This window comes from Micromonospora sp. WMMA2032, assembly GCF_002688545.1.
Lineage (GTDB): Bacteria > Actinomycetota > Actinomycetes > Mycobacteriales > Micromonosporaceae > Micromonospora > Micromonospora sediminicola.
On record NZ_CP024052.1, the window covers coordinates 4,669,773 to 4,694,265 of the forward strand.

Here is a 24,493-nt window from a genome sequence, read left to right on the forward strand (position 1 = left end):
AAGCCGAACAGGAAGGACCGAGCATGACCGAGCTGACCGGAGCCGTCTGGCGCACCAGCAGCCGCTCCAACGATCAGGGCCTCTGCGTCGAGGTGGCGACCAACGTGGTCCCCGCGCACGGCGTGGTGGGCGTACGCGACTCGAAGGACCCGGACGGTCCGGCGCTCGCGGTCAGCCCGCCGGGCTGGACGGCGTTCGTCACCGCGCTGCGGGGCGGCACGCTCCGCGGCTGACCGCTCGTCGGATGCCCCGGTGCCCCGCTCGGGGCACCGGTGGTGGAAATGTCACCGCAAGGCTCCCGGTTTCCGGTGACGGCCCGTACCGTGGACGACACGGGAGGTGCCATGTCGACGGTGACGGTTTCCGCATTCATCGAAGCGCAGGACGACGACCTGTGGCGCCTGCTCACCGACCTCCCGGCCCGCGCCGACTGGCTCTCGGCGGTGGGCGCGGTCGAGGTCCTCGGCGCCGGCGGCTTCGCGCCCGGCACGGTCTGGCGGGAGACCCGCCTGCGGCCGGACGGTGGCACCGAGCCGGAGGAGTACGAGGTGGTCGAGGCGGTGGCGCCGGCCCGCCTGGTGCTCGACTCGCGCGGCGCGGGCGTCGACTACCGGATCACCTGGACGCTGCGCACGGTCGAGCGGCGGCGGCGCGGGTGCACCGAGGTCACCGTCGAGCAGGAGGCGGTGCCGACCCGGCCGTACGGGCGGGTGCTGGCCCTGATCCTCGGCGGCCTGGCCGCCCGCGCGGTGGAGGGTGCGCTCCGGCGTGACCTGGCCGACCTGGCGCTGGCCGCCGGCCCCGCCCGTTCCGCCGAAGCCGCCTGAGCCGACCCGACCGCTCCCCGCACCCCGGCCCGGACCCGGCCGGTAGGGTGCCGGGGCGGAGGTGGCGGATGGCGAAGGCCGCGAGGCGGCGGATCCTGACGACGCTGCTGGCGGTGCTGGCCGTCGCGGCGTCGGTCGCCGTGGTCGTCCGGGTGCTGGCGCCCGCCGAGGTCGAGACCGTCGCCCGGGACCCGTACCCGGCCGCGCCCGCGCCGACCGCCGGGGTGATCGCGCGGCTGCCGGTGGCGCCGCTGGTCGTGGACGGCCGGCTCCGGGTCTACGCCGGCACCCGCCAGGTGTACGCGGACCAGCCGGTCACCGGACGGCATCGGGTCACCCCGTTCTGGTCCTACCGCCGCTGGCCGGCGACGCTCGTCGGGGTGCTCGCCGAGGGCACCACGGTGGTCAGCCGCTGGTCCGACGGGACGCTGGTGGCACTGGACGCGCGGACCGGCCGGGTGGCCTGGCGCGCGGACGGCCCGGAGCCGGGGTCGGTGCCGGAGCCGCGCCGCACCTACGCCGCCACGGTCTGGGACCCGGCCGGCCTGCACGTGGCCCGGACGGCGGCCGGCCGGACCGTGCTGCTCGCCGCCGGTCCGGGTGCGCTCGGCGGGTACGACCTCGGCGACGGCCGCCGGCTCTGGCGCGTCGACATCGGGCGCGGCTGCCGGACCGACGTGGGCACGACGGCCAGCGGCGAGCTGGTCGGGGTGGACCGCTGCGCCGGGCCGGCCGCGGTCGAGCTGCGGGACGCGGCGACCGGCGCGGTACGGACCCGTTGGCGGCCGCCGGACGCGCCGGACCAGCTGGTGGTCAGCCCGGTGGGTTGCCGCGACGGGCACTCCGGCTGCCGGGGGCTGCGGACCGCCGGGCCCGGCGGCGAGAACAGCCGGGGCTGGCTGGTGGCGGACCCGGGTGAGCCGACCGCCGCGCCGGGCCTGGACGGTCCGGACACGGCGCTGGACGGCGAGCGGGTGGTGGACACGTCCGGCCCGGTGGTGGTCGGGCGGTCGCCCCGCACCGGCGAGGAGCTGTGGCGTCGGGCGGACATCCACCCGGCCCGGGTGCTGGCGGTCGAGCCGGGGCGGGTGCACCTGCTGACCGACCGGCGGGAGCTGGTCACCGTGGATCCGATCACCGGCGCGACGCGGTCGACGTCCGTGCTGGACCTCGGGCGGGACGGGATCGCCTGGCGACCGGGCCGGGCGTACGCGGTGGACGGTTACGTCGCGGTGGAGCGGCTGCGGGAGCGGGCCCGCCCGGAGGACGACGACCAGGGGTACTTCCTGATGGCGGAGCCGGTGCTGCTCGCCGCCACGTGACCGAATCTGCTAACAAAACGGACAAAAGCTACTACAGTTCTCTCATCCGATGGTCGTCGGACGAGACGTCCGAGGCCGGTCCGTAGGGGGTTGACGGACCGGCCTCGGACGCGTTCCGGTCAGGCCAGCGCGGCCTCGGCGGCGGCCAGGAACGCGTCGTTCTCGGCCGGGGTGCCGATGGTGACCCGCACCCCGTCGCCCGGGAACGGCCGGACGATCACGCCGCGCGCCTCGCACGCCTTGCCGAACGCCACCGCGCGCTCGCCCAGCGGCAACCAGACGAAGTTGGCCTGGCTCTCCGGCACGTCCGGCACGAACTTGCGCAGCGCCTCGGTGACCCGGTCCCGCTCGGCCACCACCAGCGCGCAGCGCCGCTCGACCTCGTCGGCCTGCGCCAGCGCGGCCAGCGCGCCGGCCTGGGCGGCCATGCTGGTGGAGAACGGCGTCACCACCTTGCGCACGGCGGCGGCCACGGCCGGCGCGGCCACCAGCCAGCCGATCCGCAGCCCGGCCAGACCCCACGCCTTGGACAGCGTGCGCAGCACCGCCACGTTCGGCCGGTCCAGGTAGGTCAGGCCGTCCGGCACCTCCGGGTCGGTGACGAACTCGCGGTACGCCTCGTCGATCACCACGAGCACGTCGTCCGGCACCGCGTCGAGGAAGCGGTCCAGCTCTGCCCGGCGCACCGCCGTACCGGTGGGGTTGTTCGGGTTGCAGACCAGGACCATCCGCGTCCGGTCGGTCACCGCCGCCGCCATCGCGTCCAGGTCGTGCCCGTGGCCGGCGTCGTTCGGCACCCGCACGCTGGTCGCGCCGCTGGTCGCCGCGATGATCGGGTACGCCTCGAACGAGCGCCACGAGTAGAGCAGCTCGTCACCGGGCAGGCAGGTCGCCCGCACCAGGTGCTCGGCCAGCGCCACCGAACCGCAGCCGGTGGCGATCCGGTCGGCGTCCACGCCGTACCGCTCGGCCAGCGCCTGGCGCAGCGCCACCACGCCCATGTCCGGGTAGCGGTGCGAACCGGCGACCGCCTCGGCGACCGCCTCCACCACGCCGGGCAGCGGGCCGTACGGAACCTCGTTGCTGGCCAGCTTGATGGCCTCGGGCAGGCCCAGCTCCCGGGCCAGGTCGGCCGGGCTGCGGCCGGGCACGTAGTTGGGCAGCGCGTCCAGGTCGGCGCGGGTGAGCCGCAGCGGAGGCTGGTGACGTCCGGTGTCGGTCATGGGGTGTCTCCCGGGGGGTCGGCGCGGTCGCGCGGGGCGGTACGGGGGTCGGTCCGGTCACGGGGGAGCTGGACCACCACGGTCTGCGCCCGCTTGTCGTGCAGAGCCTGACGCAGCGGCTGGTCGAACAGCGGCGAGACCGCGTCGACGAACTGGAGCAGCAGGCCCAGCCCGCAGCAGTACCAGAGCAGCGTGGGCAGGCCCATCGTGCTCCAGCGCCGGGTGGCCCGGCCGAAGCCGAGCGGCTGGTCCGCCTCGATCGGCACCGCGCGTACGCCCATCAGCCGCTTGCCGAAGGTCTGCCCGCGCGCCGCCATCGACGGCACCTCGTACGCGTACCAGAGCGCGGTGGCGATCAGCAGGATGGCGATCTGCAACCCGCCGGCCTGCTCGTCGATCTGCGGCAGCCCCTCGGTGGAGGTGTCCCCGTTCAGGGCCCGGCGCATCGACTCGCGCAGGTAGGGCGAGACCGCCTCGAAGTAGCGCCAGACGAACCAGCCGTTGACCACGGCGTTGAGCAGGAACACCACGCCGAGGTCGATCAGGCGGGCGATCAGTCGCGAGCCGTACGAGGCGAGCGGCAACCCGTGCGGACGCGGCGCCGGCGGCCGGCCCGGCCAGTGCGGGTACGGCCAGCCCGGCGGCGGCCCCTGCGGCCCCGGCCACGGCCCGGCCTGTCCGGGTTGCCCGGGCTGCCCCGGCCACGGCCCGTTCGGGCCCGGCTGCCCGGGAGCGGCGGTCGGCGGGAGCGGGTACGGCCCGGCCGGCGGCTGGCCCGCGCCCGGCCCGGAGACCGGCGGGACGGCCGCGCCACCGGTCGCGCCCGAGGTCGGCCGGGCGGCGGTGGGGTCGGCGCCCGCCGCCACCGGGGTCGGCTCGGGCTCGGCGGGCGGTGGGCCGTCGGGCGGGGTGACGTCGACCGGGATCGGCGCGCCGATCCAGCCCTCACCGTCCCACCACCGGCGGGTCTCCGGATCGGCCGGGTCGACGTGCCAGCCAGGTTCCACACTCACGGGGCCGTCCTTGTTCCCGACTGCGGGGCTCGCAGGCCCGGCTCACTCCTCGCGCTCACGGTGCAACCTTAACGACGACCGTGCCGGCCGCCTTGTCGTGCAGGCACTGCTGCCAGGGCTTGTCCCAGAGCTGCCAGAAGCCGTCCAGGTAGTTGAGGAACGGCACGAGCGAACCGGCGACGAACTCGACCAGGTACCGCTTGCCCAGGGCGCCCCGGGTCAGCGGGGCGTCCGGCTGGAGCGGCACGATCCGCAGTTTCATCACCTTCTTGCCGAGCGTCTGGCCGGTCCGGCGGGCGTACTCGACGTGGTAGAGCCAGTAGAAGACCAGCAGGAGCAGGAACAGCCCCAGCTCGGCCAGGAGCAGCGGCAGGAAGATGTCGCTGAAGATCACCGACGGGTCGGGTTCGGCCACGGTGCCGTCCGGTCCGGCCGCCGGCATCCGGTCGATCATCCGGACGACGAGCCAGACGAAGACCGGCGCGAAGAGCACCATCAGCACCGCCGACGCGAGAGCCGTGTCGATCAGCCAGGCGACCAGCCGTTCCCCGAAGCCGGCCAGCGGTTGACCGTTCGGGGCGACGGCCGGCGGCACGAACCCGGCGTGCGGCGCGTACCCCGGGGGTGGGGGCGGATAGTCGGGCAGGTGGGCGTACGTCGGCGGGGTGTGCTGCGCGGGCACCGCGGGGTCGGTGGGCGGCGCGAAGCCGCCGCCCGCGGGCGGGGGCCCGGCGGGCGGCGGCGTGCTGCTCGGGGGAGGCTCGATCACGCCGACAGTGTTACAGGTTGCCGCGCTTCTCCTGCTCCCGCTCGATCGCCTCGAACAGGGCCTTGAAGTTGCCCTTGCCGAAGCCGAGGGAGCCGTGCCGCTCGATCAGCTCGAAGAAGACGGTGGGGCGGTCCTGCACCGGCTTGGTGAAGATCTGGAGCAGGTAGCCGTCCTCGTCCCGGTCCACCAGGATCTTGCGGGACTGGAGCTCCTCGATCGGCACCCGGACGTTGCCGATGCGCGCGCGCAGCTCCGGGTCCTCGTAGTAGGAGTCCGGGGTGTCCAGGAACTCGACGCCCGCCGCCCGCATGGCGTCCACGCTGGCCAGGATGTCGTTGGTGGCCACGGCGACGTGCTGGGCGCCCGGGCCCTGGTAGAACTCCAGGTACTCGTCGATCTGCGACTTCTTGCGGGCCACGGCCGGCTCGTTGAGCGGGAACTTCACCTTGCGGGTGCCGCTCGCCACCACCTTGCTCATCAGCGCCGAGTAGTCGGTGGCGATGTCGTCGCCGACGAACTCGGCCATGTTGGTGAAGCCCATGACGCGCTTGTAGAACTCGACCCACTCGTCCATCCGGCCCAGCTCCACGTTGCCGACCACGTGGTCGACGGCCTGGAAGAAGCGCTTCGGCTGGAGGCCGGCGTCGATCATCGGCTGCCGGTCCACGATCGGGCCGCGGGCGACGAAGCCGGGCAGGAACACCCCGGTGTAGCGGGACCGGTCGACCAGCGTGTGCCGGGTGTCCCCGTACGCGCCGATGGACGCCATCCGGACGGTGCCGTGCTCGTCGCTGACGTCGTGCGGCTCGACCAGACCGGTCGCGCCCTGCGCGGTGGCGTGCGCGTACGCGGCGTCCACGTCCGGCACCTCCAGCGCGATGTCGGAGATGCCGTCGCTGTGCCTGGCCACGTGCGCCTCGCCGTCGGCGCCCGGGCGGACCACGCCGGTCAGCACGAACCGGGCCGAGCCGCTGGTCAGCACGTACTGGGCGTGGTCGCGGTAGCCCTGCTCCGGGCCGCGGTAGGCGACACAGGTCATGCCGTAGGCGGTGGAGTAGTAGTGCGCCGCCTGCTTGGCGTTGCCGACCAGGAAGTGCAGGTGGTCGAGGCCCTTGACCGGGAACGGGTCCCGGCTGATGTCATGGTCGACGGCGCCGACGAGAACGTCGGCGTCGACGTCCTCGGTCGACTGGGGTCGGTCGATCGCCTGGGTCATGGTGGCCTCCCTCGCGTACCGGCCGGCCTCGTGGGCCGCCGTGGATGTGCTCTTCCGGCGAGGATCTACGGCCGACCGTAAGGTGGGCAATAGTTGGCGATATTCCTGGTCAGGTTGCGCATTCGGTACGGTTGGTCGCCATGAACACTGGTCAGGATGTACAGCTCGACGAGCTGGACGCCCGCTTGATCGAACTGCTCGCCGAGGAGCCCCGGATCGGGGTGCTGGAGTGCTCGCGGCGGCTCGGCGTGGCCCGGGGCACGGTCCAGGCGCGGCTCGACAAGCTCGTCGGTCGCGGGGTGGTGGGCGGGTTCGGGCCGGACATCTCGCCGGCCGCGATCGGCTTCGGGGTGACCAGCTTCGTCACCCTGGAGATCAGCCAGCGGCACGGCCACGACCAGGTCACCGCGCACCTGGCCGCCATCCCGGAGGTGCTGGAGGCGCACACCATCACCGGCTCCAGCGACCTGCTCTGCCGGATCGTGGCCCGGTCGAACACCGACCTCCAGCGGGTCATCGACCAGATCGTCGCCTCGGAGGGGATCCGGCGCGCCTCCACCATCATCGCGCTGGCCGAGCAGATCCCCTACCGCACGCTCCCCCTCGTCCGCTCCGCCGCCCGGGGGGAAGGAAGGGCCCCCGCTTAACGCATCCGGTAGAGGAAGGGCCCCCTCTTAACATCCGAACCCGGGCAAGAAGCGGCGCGACACGCCCCGCGGGCGGCCCGGTGCAGCGGTGATCGTCGCTACCGTGTGCGGTGTGAAGGGCCTAGGCGTACGCGGCTGGTTGCTGCTCGGGCTCGTCACCGTGGTCGTCCTCGCCGCCACCGGGGTCTGGAACCCGTTCCCCGGCCTCTGGGACTGGGTCGACCGGAGCAAGCCGATCTCCGAGCCGGACGTGGTCTGGCAGCAGCGCGTCGGCGGCACCCCGCGCAGCGTCACCATCGCCGGCGACACCGTGATCGTGGAGCAGCGCACCCGGATCGAGGCGCGCACGCTCGCCGACGGCAGCCAGCTCTGGGAACGCAAGGCCGACTGGTCGGCGGTGGCGGGCAGCGGCCGGGAGTCGGTCGTCGCGGTGGGCAAGCTGCTGGACAAGGGGTACGAGGTGCTCGACCCGGTGACCGGCGTGACCCGCCGCCGGGACGAGCGGGCCATCGCCGTCTGGACCTACCGGAACCTGCTGCTGGACGCGTACTGCGTGCAGGCCACCGACTGCACGCTGCGGGCCTGGGAGCCGCGCGGGACGACTCCGCTGTGGAGCGCGTTCCTGCCCGGCGTGCACAGCGGCGTGCTCGCCGACAACCCCGAACTGCTCGGCACCCGACGACTGGGCGCGACCCGGATCGACGGCGGGGTGGCCGGGCCGGAGTCGGTCCCGCCGCTGCTGGGCTTTCCGGTCGACGGTCGGGTGCACGTGGTCGACACCGCCACCGGCCGGGTGCTGCAGAACGTCCAGCCCGGGCGGGAGGAGCGCCTGGCGGTGGTCGGCGGGCGGCTGCTCCGGATCGCGGCGACCTCCCGGGACGGGAGCTGCTACTTCGTCGTCACCGCCGTCGACCCGGCCACCGGGCAGCAGGTGTGGCGGCGGGCCGGGATCAACCTGCGCACCGCCGACTACGCCGGCTGCGTGCAGCGGGAGGATCCGCAGGGTGCCCGCAACGTGCTCATCGGCGTCGCCCCGGACGGGCGGGAGGCGGTCCTCGACGGCTACGACGGCCGGCTGCTCCAGGTCGGCGCGGAGGGCGAGAAGCTGCTCGCGGTCGACGACCGGTACGCGGTGGTGCGCAGCGCCGACAAGGACTCGCTGCTCGGCCGGGAGCTGTCCGCCGACCGGACCCGGTGGACCCGGCCGGCCGGCGGCAAGAGCGGCGCGGCGCTCACCCCGTACGCGGCGGTGATCAGCGAGGAGAAGCCGTCCCGGCTGGTCGCGGTCGAGCCGCGTGGGGGCCGGGTGCTGGTCGAGCTGCGCACGTCGGCGAACGCGTTGGCGGTCGGCCCGAACGGCATGATCATCGGCGAGGGACGGGAGATCGGGTACGTGCGCTGGGGCGCCGGGGCCGCCGGAGCGCCGCCGCCGAACGAGGACGCCGTGCCGGCGCCCGACCCGGGTGACACCTGGCGTCCGCCGACTGACCAGGGCAGCTGCGGTCCGAAGCGGGAACTCTGCGCCGACGGCAAGTGACGCCGGGTGAGAGCGCCGTCCCACGACCGACCTGCGGGTGTCACCGATCGACGGCTCTGCCCTAGGCTTTTCGGTCATGAGCAGTGCCGCCGCCTTCTCGTACGCACCCCTGCTGCCGACCGGTCCCGACCAGACGGAGTATCGCCTGGTCACCGACGAGGGCGTGGACGTCGTCAACGGCCCGGGTGGCCGCCGGTTCCTCACCGTGGAGCCGGCCGCGCTGACCGCGCTGACCGCCGAGGCGATGCACGACATCGCCCACTTCCTGCGCCCGGCGCACCTGGCCCAGCTCCGGTCGATCATCGACGACCCGGCGGCCTCGCCGAACGACCGGTTCGTCGCGCTGGACCTGCTGCGCAACGCCAACATCGCCGCCGGCGGCGTGCTGCCGATGTGCCAGGACACCGGCACCGCGATCGTGATGGGCAAGCGTGGCCGGCACGTGCTCACCGACGGCGCCGACGCGGAGGCGATCTCGCGCGGCGTCTACCAGGCCTACACCCGGCTCAACCTGCGCTATTCCCAGCTCGCGCCGCTGACCATGTGGGACGAGCGGAACACCGGCAGCAACCTGCCCGCCCAGGTGGAGCTCTACGCCGAGGACCCGGACGGCCACCCGGACGCCTACAAGTTCCTGTTCATGGCCAAGGGCGGGGGTTCGGCCAACAAGTCCTACCTCTACCAGGAGACGAAGGCGCTGCTGAACCCGACGCGGATGATGCAGTTCCTGGAGGAGAAGCTGCGGCTGATCGGCACCGCCGCCTGCCCGCCCTACCACCTGGCGATCGTCATCGGCGGCACCTCCGCCGAGTACGCGTTGAAGACCGCCAAGTACGCCTCCGCGAAATACCTGGACGCGCTGCCGACGCAGGGCTCGATGAGCGCCCACGGCTTCCGCGACCTGGAGCTGGAGGCCGAGGTGCTGGAGCTGACCCGCAACTTCGGGATCGGCGCGCAGTTCGGCGGGCGCTACTTCTGCCACGACGTGCGGGTGGTCCGGCTGCCCCGGCACGGGGCCTCCTGCCCGGTGGCGATCGCGGTCTCCTGCTCGGCCGACCGACAGGCGGTCGCCAAGATCACCCCGTCCGGCGTCTGGCTGGAGCGGCTGGAGACCGACCCGGCGCGGTTCCTCCCCGACGTCACCGACGAGACGCTGGAGACCGAGGAGGTCGTCCGCGTCGACCTGAACCGGCCGATGGACTCCATCCGCGCCGAGCTGTCGAAATACCCGGTGAAGACCCGCCTGTCGCTGACCGGTCCGCTGGTGGTCGCCCGGGACATCGCCCACGCCAAGATCGCCGAGCGGCTGGACGCCGGTGAGCCGATGCCGCAATATCTGCGCGACCACGCGGTCTACTACGCCGGCCCGGCCAAGACGCCCGAGGGCTACGCGTCCGGTTCGTTCGGCCCGACCACGGCCGGCCGGATGGACGCCTACGTGGAGAAGTTCCAGGCCGCCGGCGGTTCGCTGGTGATGCTGGCCAAGGGCAACCGGTCCGGCCAGGTCACCCGCTCCTGCGCGGCCCACGGCGGCTTCTACCTCGGCTCGATCGGCGGACCGGCGGCCCGCCTCGCCCAGGACTGCATCAAGCACGTCGAGGTGCTCGAATATCCCGAGCTGGGCATGGAGGCGGTCTGGAAGATCGAGGTGGAGGACTTCCCCGCCTTCATCGTCGTCGACGACAAGGGCAACGACTTCTTCGCCGAGGTCACCAAGCCGGTGCTCACGGTCGGCCGGCGCTGACCCGCTGACGGCGCGAGGGGCGCCCGGGAGTCCTCCCGGGCGCCCCTCCGCGTGTCCGCTGTGCACCGACATCGGTGCGCCCGCCCGGCTGGACGGCCGGACGGGCGCACCGCCCCCGTCGGATGCCGTCACCGACAACCGGGACGAGTCTGGTCGCCGTCGCTGTCGATCCGCTATCACATCGCTATCGCCTCGACAGGGCATTCCGTGACCATCGGGCTACGCTGCTGGAAGTTGCACTCACGGGGGCGGGTGGTGGCACAGATGCGCTTCGGGATCCTGGGACCCCTGCGGGTCGGCGGTGGTGAAGCCACCGTCACCGCGGGTCGGGACCGGATCGTGCTCGCCATGCTGCTGCTGCGCGCCGGGCGGGTGGTGTCGACCGAGGAACTGGTCGACGCGGTCTGGGAGGAGCGCCCGCCGGCCACCGCGCGGGCCCAGCTCCAGATCTGCGTGTCCCGACTGCGGCAGCGGTTCGCCCTGCTCGGGCTGCCCGCCGAGACCATCGTCACCGACCCGGCCGGCTACGGCATCCGGGTCGAGCCGGACGACCTCGACGCCGAGGTCTTCGCCCGCGGGGTGGAGACGGCCCGCGCGGCGGCGGCCGGCGGCCGGGTGGCGGACGCGCGGCGGCACTACCGGGCGGCCCTGGCGCTCTGGCGGGGTCCGGCGCTGGCGGGGGTTCCGGCCCGGAGCGTCCGGCGACGGGCCCAGACGCTCGACGAGCAGCGGCTCGCGGTGCTGGAGGAGTGCGTCGACGTGGAGCTGCGGCTGCGGCGCGCGGCCGACCTGGTCGACGAGCTGGCCGAGAACGTCGAACGCCACCCGTTGCGCGAGCGGCTGCGCGGGCAGCTGATGCTGGCCCTGTCCGCGCTCGGGCGCCAGGCGGACGCGCTCGCCGTCTACCGGGAGGGCCGGCGGATCTACGCCGACGAGCTGGGCATCGAACCCGGTGCGGCGTTGCAGGAACTGCACCAGCGGGTGCTCGCCGGTGACCTGGCGCTGGGCGGGTCGGAGACGCGCGCCGCCACGCCCGTGCGGGCGCTGCCCCGGGCCATCAGCGACTTCACCGGCCGGCAGCAGACCGTGGCCCGGCTGGTCAAGGAGATCGAACAGGACGGTGTCCGGGTCCACCTGGTCGACGGCATGGCGGGCAGCGGCAAGACCACGCTCGCCGTCCAGGTGGCGACCGCGCTGGGCGAGCGCTTCCCGGACGCGCAGCTCTTCGTCGACCTGCACGGGCACAGCGAACGCAGCCCGTTGAGCACGGCCGCCGCGGTGGCCACCCTGCTCCGGCAGCTCGGTGTGCCGGCCGAACGCGTACCGGTGGACCTGGCGGACCGGCTGGCCATGTGGCGCTCCGAGCTGGCCGGACGGCGGGCCGTCGTGGTGCTCGACAACGCGGCGGACGCCGCCCAGGTCGTACCCTTGCTGCCCAACGGCCCGGACTGCCTGGTGCTGATCACCAGCCGTCGGCGGCTGATCGGCCTGGACGGCGGCCGGCCGTCCTCGTTGCCGGTGCTCGACGCCGACGAGGCGGTCGAACTGCTCGCCCGGGTGGCCGGCGCGGAGCGGGTCTGGGCGGAGCCCGACGCCGCCGCGGAGGTGGCCCGTCGCTGCGGCCATCTCCCACTCGCCCTGCGGCTGGCCGGCGCCCGGCTCGCGCACCGGCCGCGGTGGCGGGTGGCCGACCTGGCCGAGCGGCTGGCGACCGCGGCGGATCCGCTGGCCGAGCTGACCGCCGGGGAACGTTCGGTGGCCCGGGCCTTCGCCCTGTCGTACGAGCAGGTGGCTCCGGCCGCGCAGCGTGTCTTCCGCCTGATCGGGCTGCACCCGGGCGCCCGGGTCGACAACCGGGTGGCGGCGGCGCTCGCCGACCTGTCGCTGCCGGAGGCGCAGGACGCACTCGACGACCTGGTCGACGCACACCTCGTCGAGGAGGTGGAGCCGGGCCGCTACGGGCTGCACGACCTGATCCGGGAGTACGGGCGCACGCTCGGCGCGGACCGGGAGACCGCGGCGGAGCGGCGGGCGGCGCTGGAACGGCTCCTCGAATACCACCTTCAGGTCGCTCTCGCCATCGCCCGCGTGATGGAGCTGCCCGGCAACGGTCACCTGTTCGACCTGCCCGAGCCGGCCCGGCCGGACCTCGTGGCCGCCGTCGCCCCCCTCGGCCGGCCCTGGTTCGACGAGAACGGGGCCGCCCTGCTCGCCCTGATCCGGCTGGCGGAGGTCGAAGGATTTCCGCGGTACTGCTGGCAGCTCGCCCGCGCCTGCTGGAAGGCGCACTTCGACGGGGGTCACCTCGACGAGCTGGTCGAGGCGCACACCATCGGCCTGCGCGCCGCCCTGGCCCTCCAGGACGACGAGGCCGTGGCGATGACGCTCAACTACCTCGCCTCGGCGCACTTCCGTCGGGCCCGCTTCGCCGAGGCCGTGCGGCTCACCGAGGCGTCCGTCGAGGTCTACCGGCGGCTCGGCCGGCGCCACGCGCTCCGCAACTCACTGAACAACCTGGGCACCGCCTACTCCCACAACGGCGACCACCGGCGGGCGATCGAGACGTACGCGGCCGCCACGCAGCTCGCGCGGGAGCTGGACGAGGCCGCGGCGCTGGCGAACGTGCTCAACAACACGGCGCTGTCGTTGCTGTTGTGGGGGCGGTACGACGAGGCGCTGGAGGTGTCCCGCCGGCATCTCGTGCTGGCCCGGGAGACCGGTGACTTCCGGCAGCTCAGTCAGGCCGTGGGGCACGTCGCGATGGCCCGGCACCGGCTGGGTCACCTGGGCCCGGCCCGGCGGCTGCTCCACGTCGCGTTGCGCCTCAAGCGCCGGGCCGCCAACCGCTACGGCGAGGGCGAGGTGCTCAACGAGATCGGCGTGCTGGAACGCGAGGCCGGCTTCCCGGACCGGGCGGCCGCCCGGCACCGGACCGCGCTCGCCGCGATGACCGACGCCGGCGACGTGATCGGGCAGTGCGCCTCCCGGAACCTGCTCGCCCGGGCGATCGGAGACCAGGGCGACGTCAGCAGCGCGTTGGACCTGCACCGCCGGGTGCTCACCGACGCCACCCGGCTCGGCGCGCGCTACGAGCAGGCCCGGGCGCTGGACGGCATGGCCCGGTGCCTGCGGTACACCGACTCCGACCAGGCACGGCGGTACGCCAACCGGGCGGTGGCGCTGTTCCGTCAGATCGAGTCGCCGGACCGGTGGGCCACCGAGGAGTTGCTGGCCGAGCTGGGTTGAGCGCCCCCCACTTTCCCTGCACGCCGGCGGCCGGCGCGGCAGGATGGTATGCGTGACGACTCCAGAGGCGACCGGCTACCGGATCGAACGCGACTCGATGGGCGAGGTGGAGGTGCCCGCCGAGGCGCTGTGGCGGGCGCAGACCCAGCGCGCGGTGCAGAACTTCCCGATCTCCGGACGCGGGCTCGAACCGGCCCAGATCAAGGCGCTGGCGCAGATCAAGGGGGCGGCGGCCCAGGTCAACGGTGAGCTGGGGGTGATCGACGCGGACGTGGCGGAGGCGATCGCCACCGCCGCCGCGCACGTTGCCGACGGCGGCTACGACGACCAGTTCCCGGTGGACGTCTTCCAGACCGGCTCCGGCACCTCGTCCAACATGAACACCAACGAGGTCATCGCCACGCTGGCCGGCCGGGAGCTGGGCCGCGACGTCCACCCGAACGACCACGTGAACGCCTCGCAGTCCAGCAACGACGTCTTCCCGACCTCGATCCACCTGGCCGCCACGCAGTTCGTGGTGGAGGACCTGATCCCCTCGCTGAAGCAGCTCGCGGGCGCGCTGGAGGAGAAGGCGGCCGAGTTCGAGACGGTGGTCAAGGCGGGCCGCACCCACCTGATGGATGCCACGCCGGTCACGCTCGGGCAGGAGTTCGGCGGCTACGCCGCCCAGGTCCGCTACGGCGTGGAGCGACTGGAGTCCGTGCTGCCCCGGCTGGCCGAGCTGCCGCTGGGCGGCACCGCTGTGGGCACCGGCATCAACACCCCGCTCGGCTTCGCCGGCAAGGTGATCGGCCGGCTGCGGGACTCCACCGGCCTGCCGCTCAGCGAGGCGCGTAACCACTTCGAGGCGCAGGGCGCCCGGGACGCGCTCGTGGAGACCTCGGGCCAGCTCCGCACCATCGCGGTCGGCCTCTACAAGATCGCCAACGACGTACGCTGGATGGGCTCCGGGCCGCGCGCCGGCCTGCGCGAGCTGCGCATCCCCGACCTCCAGCCCGGCTCGTCCATCATGCCGGGCAAGGTGAACCCGGTGGTGGCCGAGGCGATGCGCCAGGTCTGCGCCCAGGTCATCGGCAACGACGCGGCGGTGGCGTTCGCGGGCTCGCAGGGCGACTTCGAGTTGAACGTGATGCTCCCGGTCATGGGCCGCAACCTGCTGGAGTCGATCAAGCTGATCGCCGCGTCGAGCCGGTTGTTCGCCGAGCGCCTGGTGGCCGGCCTGGTCGCGGACGCCGAGGTCTGCCTGGCGTACGCGGAGGGGTCGCCGTCGATCGTCACCCCGCTCAACCGCCACCTGGGCTACGACGAGGCCGCCTCGATCGCCAAGGAGGCGCTGGCCAGGCAGGTCTCCATCCGGGAGGTGGTGATCTCCCGGGGGCACGTCGACTCGGGCACGCTCACCGAGACCCAGCTCGACGAGGCGCTGGACCTGCTCCGGATGACCCACCCCTGAGCGGGACGCCGCGACGCCGGTAATTGCCTCGCCCCGTCACCGGGTGCGCGGGATGATCCGACCGTGCCTGACGACGGGGTGTTGCTGGAGACCGCGCGGCTGACGCTGCGCCGGTTCACCATGGACGACGTGGGCCGGCTGGTCGAGCTGGACGCCGACCGTGAGGTCATGCGGTTCCTCACCAACGGTGAGCCGACGCCCGCCGGGACGATCCGGCACGAGGTGTTGCCCCGGCTGCTGGGGCAGTACGGCCGTCACCCCGGGCTCGGCCGCTGGGCGGCGCTCGACCGGTTCACCGGCGAGTTCCTGGGCTGGCTCGCGCTCGATCCGTCCGACGACGGTGCCGAGGGGGAGCTGGGCTACCGGCTGCGCCGCGCCGTGTGGGGGCACGGCCTGGCCACCGAGGGGGCGCGGGCGCTGGTGCGGCACGCGTTCGAGACGGTCGGCGTGCGGCGGGTGTGGGCCGAGACCATGGCGGTCAACGACCGCTCGCGCGCGGTGATGGCCCGCGCGGGGTTGCGCTGGGTGCGCACCTTCCACCTGACGTTCGACGACCCGATCCCGGGTACGGAGCACGGTGAGGTGGAGTACGAGCTGCGCCGCGAGGAGTGGCCCGCGGCGCGTCAGGAGTGGGACGCCGCCCTGCGGGCGCGGTAGGCGCTCACCGCGGCCCGGTTGCCGCAGCCGGCGTCGCAGAACCGGCGGGACCGGTTCTTCGACAGGTCGACCAGCACGTTGGCGCAGTCCGGGTGGTCGCAGTGCCGCAGCCGGCGCAGTTCACCCATGCGGATCAGGTCGGCCAGGGCCATCGCGGCCTCGACGGCCATCCGGGTCGCCAGCGGCGCGTCCCGCGGCACGGCGTGCAGGTGGTAGGGCTCGTCGTCGTGCCGGATGAGCTGTGGCAGCGCGTGCGACTCGCGGAGCAGGCCGTTGACGATCTCCACCACCTCGTCGGCGTCGGCGTGCCAGACGCGGTGCAACCGGGGCCGCAGGGCGCGGACCTGGCGCAGCTCGACGTCGGTGTGCTCGTGCCGGCCGCTGAAGCCGTGGACGCTGACGAAGTCGTCGAGGGCGCCCACGTCGGGCAGCTCGTCCCGGCCCGGACCCGCCGTGTTCACCAGTGCGGCGGCGGCGACCAGCGCGCACTCCGTGTCATGAGCAAAGAGCACCTTGACTCCTGTCGAAGGTTCCGCCTAGCGTCACCAGCATAACGCTTTTTACTCATGACCAGGAGTTGCCCATGCGTGAACGGCCCCGCGCCGGGCTCGGTCTGGCCCTGCTCTCCGCGCTCGCGTTCGCCACCTCGGGCACGTTCGCCCGCCCCCTGCTCGACGGGGAGTGGTCGGCCGCCGCGGTGGTGATCGCCCGGGTCGGTGTCGCCGCGCTGGTGCTGGGCGTGCCCGCCCTGCTCGCGCTGCGCGGCCGATGGCCGGTGCTGCGCCGCAACGGGGTCGCGGTGGTGCTGTTCGGTCTGCTCGGCGTGGCGCTGGCCCAGGCCTGCTTCTACAACGCCGTCCAGTACCTGCCGGTCGGGGTGGCGCTCATGCTGGAGTACCTCGGCATCGTGATGGTGGTCGGATGGATGTGGCTGGTCCACGGGCAACGTCCACGACTGCTGACCGTGGCCGGCTCGCTGACCGCCCTGTGCGGGTTGGCGCTCGTCCTCGACCTCACCGGCGCCGGCGGCCTCGACCCGGTGGGTGTGCTCTGGGGTTTGGGCGCCGGCGTCGGGCTGGCCGGTTACTACGTCATCGCCGGCCGCGTCGACGCCGAACTGCCGTCGGTGGTGATGGCCAGCGGCGGCATGGCCGTCGGGGCGCTGGTGCTGCTGCTGCTCGGCGCGGTCGGGGCGTTGCCGCTGGCCGCCGGCACCGGGGACGTCAGCTTCGCCGGGCACCGGATGAGCTGGCTGGTGCCGATCGTCGGGCTGTCGCTGATCGCCGCCGTCGTCGCCTACCTGGCCGGCGTCGCCGGGGCCCGGTTGCTCGGTGCGCGGCTCTCCTCCTTCATCGGGCTGACCGAGGTGATGTTCGCGGTGCTGATCGCCTGGCTGGTGCTGAACGAGTTGCCCAGCGGGATCCAACTGGTCGGCGGCGTCTTCATCGTCGGCGGCGTCGCGCTGGTCCGGATGGACGAGTTGCGGGCCGGACCCGAGTCGGCGGCACCCGCTCCGCCCGCGCCGGCACTGGCCGGCGAGCGATGAGCACGCCCCGCGCCGCGGTCGTCTTCGACGCCGACGAGACCCTGATCGACCTGCGCCCGGCGGTCACCGGCGGGCTGGTCGCCGTACTCGAGGAGATGCGGCGGCGGACCCCGGCGGCGGCCGACGTGTCCCTCGCGGACCTGGAGGGGGACTGGGGTGCGGTCTTCGGCGCGCTCAGCGCCGCACCGGTGCAGGAGATCCGACGGGCCGCGCTGGCCCGGTCGCTGGCCCGGGCCGGACTGGACGCGCACCTGGACGAGTTCGCGACGCTGTTCTTCGCCCGCCGGTACGCGCTGAGCAGGCCGTTCCCCGACGCGCTGCCGGCGCTGGCCGCGCTGCGCCCGCACCACCTGCTGGGCTTCGCCACCAACGGCAACAGCCGCGCCGAACGCTGCGGCCTGCCCGGCCAGTTCGCCTTCGAGCTGTACGCGCACGAGGGCGGCCTGCCGAAGAAGCCGGCGCCGGCGTTCTTCGCGGCCGTGGTCGCGGCCGCCGGGCTGCCGGCCGCGCGCATCGTCCACGTCGGCGACTCGCCGGAGCACGACGTGGTCGCCGCCCAGCGGGCCGGGCTACGCGCGGTCTGGCTCAACCGGGGCGGACTGCCCCGCCCGCCGGGGCTCGACCCCGACGCGGAGGTGTCCACGCTGGCCGAATTGCCCGAGGCCATCGCGGCGTTGACAAGTGCGAATGCCTGATTGGGGTCTATACCGGACGTGGATCTGGCGGAACTCGCTCCCGTGATGTGGGATGACACCACGTCCCTCAACGAGAGGATCTGATGTGGTGAGCAAGCGCTTCACCGCCGGCGCGGTCGCGGCTGCGGCCTCGCTGGCACTCACGGTGACCGGCCTGGGCGTTCCGGCGGCCGCCGCGCCGTCCAGCACCCGGACCTTCACCGTGCTGGCCGAGAGCGGCGTCTCCAACGACGCCGCCATCGCCGCGATCACCGCGGCCGGTGGCAAGGTCGTCTCCCGTACCGACGACGTCGGCCTCTTCCAGGTGACCAGCGACCGGGCGGACTTCGCCAGCCGGGCCACCGCCGCCGGCGCGCTGCTCGGTGCGGCCGAGGAGAAGGCGATCGGCAGCAAGCCGAAGCTGGACCGGGTCGAGCAGGAGCACCTGCTGGCCGCCGTCGCGAGCAAGGGCAAGGCCGCCAAGGGCAAGGCCAAGAAGATGGACCCCCTGGACGACAAGCTCTGGGGTCTGGACATGATCCGGGCCGACAAGGCCCGCACGATCGAGCCGGGTGACCGTCGGGTGACCGTCGGCGTGCTGGACACCGGCGTCGACGCCAGCCAGCCGGACCTGGCCCCCAACTTCAACTGGGCGCTGTCGCGCAACTTCGCGCCGGACCTCGTGGACGTCGACGGCCCGTGCGAGGTGGCGAGCTGCCTCGACCCGGTCGGCACCGACGACGGCGGGCACGGCACGCACGTGGCCGGCACCATCGGCGCCGCCGCCAACGGCTTCGGCCTCTCCGGCGTGGCGCCGAAGGTCTCCCTGGTCGAGCTGAAGGGTGGCCAGGACAGCGGCTACTTCTTCCTCAACCCGGTGGTCAACGCCCTGGTCTACGCGGGCCGTTCCGGCCTGGACGTGGTCAACATGTCCTTCTACGTCGACCCGTGGCTCTACAACTGCACCGCCAACCCGGCCGACTCGCCGGAGGCGCAGGCCGAGCAGCGGACCATCATCGAGGCCATGAAGCGGGCGCTCACCTTCGCGCACCGCAAGGGCGTCACGCTGGTCGGCGCGCTGGGCAACAACCACGAGGACCTCGGCAACCCGCGCACCGACGTGAGCAGCCCGGACTACGGCTCCGACCCGTACCCGCGGCCGATCGACAACGCGAGCTGCTGGGACCTGCCCACCGAGGGCCCGCACGTGATCGGCGTGTCGGCCGTCGGCCCGTCCGGCAAGAAGGCCGACTTCTCGAACTACGGCACCGAGCAGATCTCGGTGGCGGCTCCGGGTGGTTGGTTCCGGGACGGCTTCGGCACCGACACCTACCGCGCCGACGCCAACATGATCCTCTCCACGTACCCGAAGAAGGTGCTGCAGGAGGAGGGCTCGGTCGACGAGGCCGGCAACATCGTCGCCGGCTTCGAGAACTCGGTGTTCAAGCAGTGCACCGCCAAGGGTGAGTGTGGCTACTACACCTACCTCCAGGGCACCTCGATGGCGTCCCCGCACGCCGCGGGCGTGGCGGCGCTGATCGTCAGCCGCTACGGCAAGCAGCAGGGCCGCAACGGCTTCGGCATGTCGCCGGACCTGGTCGAGCAGCACCTCTACCGGACGGCGGCCGAGCACGCCTGCCCGGAGCCGCGGCTGCAGACCTACACCAACGAGGGTCGGGACGCCGAGTTCGACGCGTACTGCGCGGGCTCGCTGAACTTCAACGGCTTCTACGGCTACGGCATCGTCGACGCCTACGCCGCGGTGAAGACCCCGCTGAAGCCCAACGCTCGTCCGTAACACCCGTTCGACCGTCGTGGCGGTGTCCGGTACTCCCGGGCGCCGCCACGTCGGCTTTCTCGCGCTCGTCACGGCCGCCAGCCCCGGGCCACCAGGGCAGTGCGGATCTCCCGGACCAGCGCGGGGAACTCCTTGCGCAGGCGACGGCCGGTCACGTGCAGCACCAGCCAGCCGGCCTCGACGAGCTGGTTGAGGCGCCGCCGGTCCAGGTGCATCCGGTCGGCGTCGGAGTGCCACTGGCCGTCGTACTCGACCGCGACCCGGAACTCCGGCCACGCGAGATCGGGATGCAGGATCAGGCCGGTCGACACGCGCACCGGATGCTGGGCCACCGGACGGGGCAGGCCGGCGAACATCAGCCGCACCCGCAGGTGGGACTCGGGCGGAGACTGAGCCAGCCCGTCGGTCAGGCCGAACACCCACGCCGCCCGTCGGCCTCCGGGGCGACCGACGTTCCGGGCCGCCTCGCTGGCCAACTCCGCGCGGCCCACCGAGCCGGTGCGCAGCAGGCCGTCGATGATGCCGACCGCCTTCACCGGCTCGGCCCAGACCGCGGTCTCCCAGGCACAGGTCACCGGATCGGTGCGGGGCGGTGGCTCGGTCATGACCAGGGGCAGGCCCGATGATCGGTCCGCCGCAGGCGACGAGGTCGTGCGAGCGGGCGGACCGGTGCGCCTGGTCGGCGTGGTGCCCGCGGCCGCGCCGGTGACGGCGGCCCTGGTGGTGCCGGGGGTTGTGGCTGTGCCGGCCGGGACCAGGAGGCCGCAGCGGGTGGTCGACATCGGGGCATGGTGCACCCGCACACCCGGTTGCGAGTCGGCCCTGACCGTGGCCGGCAGCAGGACGTGCACGTCGTCCGTGAAGCCGGCAGCGTGCTCGACACCGTGCAGGTAGGCCGCAGAGGGGCCGGCGACCAGAGTGCCGGGTGGCATGCGCAGCAGAGCCGCGCGGCAGGTCAGCGCGTGATCACGGTCGAGCCGCGCGTCGGCGTAGACGTCCTGCCGGAGCCGGATCCAGGACGCCCCCCGGAGGTGGTGTCGGGACAGCAGGCCGCGCCGGATCGCGGCCGAGCCCCGGAAGACCTGCCAGGCCAACTCCGCTGGTCGATGAGGATGAGGTGGCATGCGACCAGCCTGGCGTGGTCGGGGCGGCACTCGACACCCCTGTGGACAGCCGCGGCCGAGCCATCCACCGCGACCTGTGGACAACCGCCTCACCCGGCCGCCGGTGTGGTAACGCCTCGCGCTCGGGCCGCAGGGTGATCGACTGCGGTTCGGGGAGGTGGTGGCGTCCGGGGCGTGGTGATGCAGCAACTTCGGCGTAGTGGTGGGGGATGGGCTTCGGTGGGGTCACTTCCGGGGTGGCGGCGCTGCGGTGGGAGGGTCGGGTGGTCTGGCCGGCGCGTCCCGGTCGTTGATCGTCTGCAGTTCGGCGAGGTGGTGGCGTCCGGGCTGTGGTGATGCCGCCACGTCGGCGGACTGGCGTGGGCCGCCCGGCCAGGCCTCGTGTCGGCGGGTGAGGCGGATCAGGAGAGGGCGGCGGCGACCGCCTCGGCGGCGGCGGTGACCTGGGCGCCGACCTCGATCACGTCGAGCGGGGTCAGCGAGACCACCCCCACGCTCCCCTCCAGCCCTGGCACCCCGAGCACCGGCGCCGCCACCCCGTACGCGCCGGACTGCAACTCGCCGCTGGTGCTGACCGGCCCGGACTCGCCGGCCCGCCCGGCCAGCACCGCCCGCCCGGCCGCGCCCCGCTCCAACGGATGCCGGGAGCCGGTGCGATAGGCCACGTGGAAGGCGGTCCAGCTCGGCTCGACCACGGCCAGCGCCACCCCCTCGCCACCCTCGACGACGGTCAGGTGGGCGGTCGCCCCGGTCCGCTCGGCGAGCCGGCGCAGGGCGGGCAGCGCCCCCTCGGCGAGCAGGGGCTGGGCCCGGCGGGCCAGGTGCAGCACGCCCATGCCGATCCGCAGCCGGCCCTCGCCGTCGCGCCGGAGCATGCCGTGCCCGGTCAGCGCGCCGACCAACCGGTAGACCGCCGCGCGCCCGATGCCGAGCCGCTGCGCCGCCTCGGTGACGGTCAGCCCGCCCGGGGCGTCCGCCACGAGGTGCAGCAGGCGCAGCCCGCGGTCCAGGGTCTGCGCCGTCTCACCCGGGCGTGCCGCCGTGTCCACGCACGCAGCGTACGGCCCGGCTCCGCCCAACCGGGAAATGTGCGGACGGCTACGCTTGTGAGGTGACGCTACGCCTGTATGACACCGCCACCCGATCGGTGCGGGACTTCGTCCCGCGGGAAGCCGGCAAGGTGGGGGTCTACCTGTGTGGTCTCACGCTCCAGGCCCCGCCGCACATCGGTCACCTTCGCTCCGGCGTCAACTACGACGTGCTGCGCCGCTGGCTGCTGAGCAAGGGCTTCGAGGTCACGTTCATCCGCAACCTCACCGACATCGACGACAAGGTCCTGGCCAAGGCGATGGAGCAGGGGCGACCGTTCTGGTCGATCGCCTACACGAACGAGCAGCTCCTCTCCGCGTCCTACCGGGCACTGAACGTGCTCCCGCCGACCTACGAGCCGCGGGCCACCGGTCACGTGCCGGAGATGCAGGAGCTGATCGCCCGGTTGATCGAGACCGGGCACGCCTACCCGGCCACTGACGGCTCCGGCGACGTCTACTTCGACGTGGCCTCCTGGCCGGCCTACGGGTCGCTGTCCGGCCAGTCGCCGGCCGACATGCAGTCCGCCGGGGACGCCCCCGACCGGGGCAAACGGGATCCGCGTGACTTCGCCCTCTGGAAGGGCGCCAAGCCGGACGAGCCGGCCGACGCCTACTGGCCGTCGCCGTGGGGTCGCGGCCGACCCGGCTGGCACATCGAGTGCTCGGCCATGTGCTGGCGCTACCTGGGCGCCGAGTTCGACATCCACGGCGGCGGGCTCGACCTGACGTTCCCGCACCACGAGAACGAGATCGCCCAGTCCCAGGCCGCCGACCTGCCGTTCGCCCGCTACTGGGTGCACCACGGCCTGCTCGGCATCGGCGGCACCAAGATGGGCAAGTCGTTGGGCAACACGCTCGACCTCGACTACGTGGCCTCGCTCGGGGTCCGCCCGGTGGAGCTGCGCTACTACTACGTCGCCGCGCACTACCGCTCCCGCATCGACTACTCCGAGGACGCGCTGCGCGAGGCCGCGGTCGCGTACCGGAGGGTCGAGGGCTTCGTGCAGCGGGCGGTCGAGCGGGTCGGCGCCGCCCGGCCCGGCGACCTGCCGGCCGGTTTCGCGGCGGCGATGGACGACGACCTGAACACCTCGGCGGCGCTGGCGGTGCTGCACGAGGTGGTCCGGGACGGCAACACGGCGTTGACCGCCGGCGACGATGTGACCGTCCGCACGACGCTCGCCGCCGTGCGGGCGATGCTGGATATCCTCGGCGTCGACCCCCTGGACCCGGCGTGGACCGGCGGTGGGCGCACGGACGACCTGCGCGGTGTGGTGGACTCGCTGATCGCGCTCGCCCTGGAGCAGCGCGCCCAGGCCCGCAGCCGCAAGGACTGGACCGCCGCCGACGCGGTCCGCGACCAGCTCAAGCAGGCCGGTGTGGTCGTCGAGGACACCCCCCAGGGCCCGCGTTGGACTATTGGAGAGCAGGACTGATGGCCGGCAACTCGCAGCGCCGTGGCCGGCGACTGACGTCGAAGTCGGGCGCCCCCAAGGGCACCGGTGGCAAGAACAAGGACTCCCTCGCCGGGCGGGGCCGCACCCTGCCGGCGGACGAGCGGCCGTGGCACAAGGCGTACTCGGGCACCGAGAAGCTGCCCCAGCGCACCGCCTGGAAGCAGGACAAGGAGCGCCGCGCCGCCGCCGAGGAAGGGCGCGCGCCCAAGATCGGCAACCCGGGCACCAAGGACACCACCTGGGGCAAGGGCACCCGGGCCGGCGTGCCGCTGAAGGGCGGCAAGGGCAAGCCCGGTGGCCGTGGCGGCCCCCGGGTGGCGCCGGGGCGCAAGGCCAACCCGGCGAAGGACAGCCCCGAGCTGCTGGTCGGGCGGAACCCGGTGCTGGAGTCGCTGCGCACCCAGGTGCCGGCCACCGCGCTCTACACCGCGCAGGGCATCGACGTGGACGACCGGGTCAAGGAGATCGTCCGCACCGCCGCCGACCGGGGCATCGCGATCCTGGAGGTCAGCCGCGCCGAGCTGGACCGGATGACCGGCGGCGTGCTGCACCAGGGCGTCGGCCTCCAGGTGCCGCCGTTCGCCTACGAGCCCTTCGACGACCTGGTCGCCGCCGCGCTGGAGCAGGCCGCCCCGCTGCTCGTCGCGCTGGACGGGGTCACCGACCCGCGTAACCTCGGCGCCGTCATCCGGTCGGCCGCCGCGTTCGGCGCGCAGGGTGTGTTCGTACCCGAGCGGCGTGCCGCCGGGATCACCGCGACCGCCTGGCGGACCAGCGCCGGCGCGGCCGCGCGCGTGCCGGTCGCCCAGGTCACCAACCTGACCCGGTCGCTCAAGGCGTGCAAGGACGCCGGCTTCGTCGTGGTCGGCCTCGACGCCGACGGGCAGACCGACCTGTACGACCTGGAGGCCGCGGTCGGCCCGCTGGTCGTGGTGGTCGGCTCGGAGGGACGCGGGCTGTCCCGCCTGGTCGGCGAGACCTGCGACCTCACCGTCAGCATCCCGATGATCTCGGACGTGGAGTCGCTCAACGCCAGCGTCGCCGCCGCGGTCACGCTCGCCGAGGTCGCCCGCCGTCGGTCCGTCGAGGCCTGACCGCACGTACGACGAAGGGGCGGTCCGCCACGGCGGACCGCCCCTTCGCTGTCGC

21 protein-coding genes are annotated in these 24,493 nt (G+C 73.6%); 14 read left to right on the forward strand and 7 right to left on the reverse strand.

Going from position 1 to position 24,493, the window contains the following annotated elements; translation table 11 throughout:
* Positions 1-23: 23 nt before the first annotated feature.
* The 3 genes from CO540_RS21620 to CO540_RS21630 all read left to right on the forward strand — a co-directional run bounded on the left by CO540_RS21620 (position 24) and on the right by CO540_RS21630 (position 2,149).
* Positions 24-233, forward strand: a complete 210-nt coding sequence (locus tag CO540_RS21620) for a DUF397 domain-containing protein (RefSeq protein ID WP_099163422.1) — start codon at positions 24-26, stop codon at positions 231-233.
* Between the two features lie 111 nt (positions 234-344).
* Entirely contained in the window at positions 345-827 is a 483-nt protein-coding gene (locus CO540_RS21625) for an SRPBCC family protein (protein WP_091568749.1), read from the forward strand.
* Between the two features lie 68 nt (positions 828-895).
* Positions 896-2,149 carry a PQQ-binding-like beta-propeller repeat protein gene (locus tag CO540_RS21630; RefSeq protein WP_099163423.1) on the forward strand — a complete coding sequence of 418 codons (1,254 nt, stop codon included), beginning with the start codon at positions 896-898 and terminating at the stop codon, positions 2,147-2,149.
* A gap of 119 nt (positions 2,150-2,268) precedes the next feature.
* Here the strand turns inward: CO540_RS21630 and hisC are convergent, their stop codons facing one another.
* From hisC to hppD, 4 genes are read right to left on the reverse strand one after another with little or no spacing between them, the layout of a single operon-like run.
* Positions 2,269-3,372 carry a histidinol-phosphate transaminase gene (gene hisC, locus CO540_RS21635; RefSeq protein WP_099163424.1) on the reverse strand — a complete coding sequence of 368 codons (1,104 nt, stop codon included), beginning with the start codon at positions 3,370-3,372 and terminating at the stop codon, positions 2,269-2,271.
* Positions 3,369-4,385 (reverse strand): RDD family protein, encoded by a 1,017-nt coding sequence (locus CO540_RS21640; protein WP_099163425.1) that lies wholly within the window; start codon positions 4,383-4,385, stop codon positions 3,369-3,371. The genes hisC and CO540_RS21640 overlap by 4 nt, the downstream gene beginning before the upstream one ends.
* Positions 4,386-4,440: 55 nt before the next feature.
* Complete coding sequence (locus tag CO540_RS21645) at positions 4,441-5,154, reverse strand: RDD family protein (protein ID WP_099163426.1); 714 nt, start codon at positions 5,152-5,154, stop codon at positions 4,441-4,443.
* Positions 5,155-5,164: 10 nt separating this feature from the next.
* The gene (gene hppD / locus CO540_RS21650; RefSeq protein WP_091568761.1) at positions 5,165-6,370 is read right to left on the reverse strand and encodes a 4-hydroxyphenylpyruvate dioxygenase; all 1,206 of its coding nucleotides are present in this window, start codon (positions 6,368-6,370) and stop codon (positions 5,165-5,167) included.
* 140 nt (positions 6,371-6,510) lie between these two features.
* Here hppD and CO540_RS21655 point away from each other — a divergent pair, with 140 nt between their 5' ends.
* The 6 genes from CO540_RS21655 (at position 6,511) to CO540_RS21680 (ending at position 15,654) form a co-directional block, all read left to right on the forward strand.
* Positions 6,511-7,017: an Lrp/AsnC family transcriptional regulator gene (locus tag CO540_RS21655; protein ID WP_099163427.1), complete on the forward strand. Its 507-nt coding sequence runs from the start codon at positions 6,511-6,513 to the stop codon at positions 7,015-7,017.
* Positions 7,018-7,120: 103 nt separating this feature from the next.
* A complete protein-coding gene (locus tag CO540_RS21660) occupies positions 7,121-8,554 on the forward strand; it encodes a PQQ-binding-like beta-propeller repeat protein (RefSeq protein ID WP_099164888.1) in 1,434 nt (477 codons plus the stop codon).
* 76 nt (positions 8,555-8,630) lie between these two features.
* Entirely contained in the window at positions 8,631-10,298 is a 1,668-nt protein-coding gene (locus tag CO540_RS21665; protein WP_099163428.1) for a fumarate hydratase, read from the forward strand.
* 264 nt (positions 10,299-10,562) lie between these two features.
* Positions 10,563-13,544, forward strand: coding sequence for a BTAD domain-containing putative transcriptional regulator (locus tag CO540_RS21670; RefSeq protein WP_099163429.1), 2,982 nt, complete (start codon positions 10,563-10,565; stop codon positions 13,542-13,544).
* A 43-nt stretch (positions 13,545-13,587) separates the two neighbouring features.
* Positions 13,588-14,997, forward strand: a complete 1,410-nt coding sequence (locus CO540_RS21675; RefSeq protein WP_172967901.1) for a class II fumarate hydratase — start codon at positions 13,588-13,590, stop codon at positions 14,995-14,997.
* A gap of 63 nt (positions 14,998-15,060) precedes the next feature.
* Positions 15,061-15,654, forward strand: a complete 594-nt coding sequence (locus CO540_RS21680; RefSeq protein WP_099163431.1) for a GNAT family N-acetyltransferase — start codon at positions 15,061-15,063, stop codon at positions 15,652-15,654.
* Here CO540_RS21680 and CO540_RS21685 read toward each other — a convergent pair.
* Complete coding sequence (locus tag CO540_RS21685) at positions 15,621-16,166, reverse strand: CGNR zinc finger domain-containing protein (RefSeq protein ID WP_099163432.1); 546 nt, start codon at positions 16,164-16,166, stop codon at positions 15,621-15,623. The two genes, CO540_RS21680 and CO540_RS21685, sit on opposite strands and share 34 nt — an antisense overlap.
* A gap of 71 nt (positions 16,167-16,237) precedes the next feature.
* Between CO540_RS21685 and CO540_RS21690 the strand changes: the two genes are divergently transcribed.
* The 3 genes from CO540_RS21690 to CO540_RS21700 all read left to right on the forward strand — a co-directional run bounded on the left by CO540_RS21690 (position 16,238) and on the right by CO540_RS21700 (position 19,672).
* The gene (locus CO540_RS21690) at positions 16,238-17,200 is read left to right on the forward strand and encodes an EamA family transporter (protein ID WP_099163433.1); all 963 of its coding nucleotides are present in this window, start codon (positions 16,238-16,240) and stop codon (positions 17,198-17,200) included.
* Complete coding sequence (locus CO540_RS21695) at positions 17,197-17,895, forward strand: HAD family hydrolase (RefSeq protein WP_099163434.1); 699 nt, start codon at positions 17,197-17,199, stop codon at positions 17,893-17,895. The genes CO540_RS21690 and CO540_RS21695 overlap by 4 nt, the downstream gene beginning before the upstream one ends.
* An 88-nt stretch (positions 17,896-17,983) precedes the next feature.
* Positions 17,984-19,672 (forward strand): S8 family serine peptidase, encoded by a 1,689-nt coding sequence (locus CO540_RS21700; protein WP_172967902.1) that lies wholly within the window; start codon positions 17,984-17,986, stop codon positions 19,670-19,672.
* Between the two features lie 68 nt (positions 19,673-19,740).
* On the opposite strand, the gene CO540_RS21705 is transcribed toward CO540_RS21700, so the two are convergent.
* Together CO540_RS21705 and CO540_RS21710 are read right to left on the reverse strand one after the other, a co-directional pair.
* Positions 19,741-20,796 carry a hypothetical protein gene (locus tag CO540_RS21705; RefSeq protein WP_172967903.1) on the reverse strand — a complete coding sequence of 352 codons (1,056 nt, stop codon included), beginning with the start codon at positions 20,794-20,796 and terminating at the stop codon, positions 19,741-19,743.
* Positions 20,797-21,197: 401 nt separating this feature from the next.
* On the reverse strand, positions 21,198-21,845 hold the full coding sequence (locus CO540_RS21710) for an IclR family transcriptional regulator (RefSeq protein ID WP_099163436.1): 648 nt from the start codon (positions 21,843-21,845) through the stop codon (positions 21,198-21,200).
* A 62-nt stretch (positions 21,846-21,907) separates the two neighbouring features.
* Between CO540_RS21710 and cysS the strand changes: the two genes are divergently transcribed.
* Together cysS and rlmB are read left to right on the forward strand one after the other, a co-directional pair.
* A complete protein-coding gene (gene cysS / locus CO540_RS21715; RefSeq protein ID WP_099163437.1) occupies positions 21,908-23,323 on the forward strand; it encodes a cysteine--tRNA ligase in 1,416 nt (471 codons plus the stop codon).
* Positions 23,323-24,438 (forward strand): 23S rRNA (guanosine(2251)-2'-O)-methyltransferase RlmB, encoded by a 1,116-nt coding sequence (gene rlmB / locus CO540_RS21720; RefSeq protein WP_099163438.1) that lies wholly within the window; start codon positions 23,323-23,325, stop codon positions 24,436-24,438. Before cysS ends, rlmB begins: the two co-directional genes overlap by 1 nt.
* Positions 24,439-24,493 lie beyond the last annotated feature (55 nt).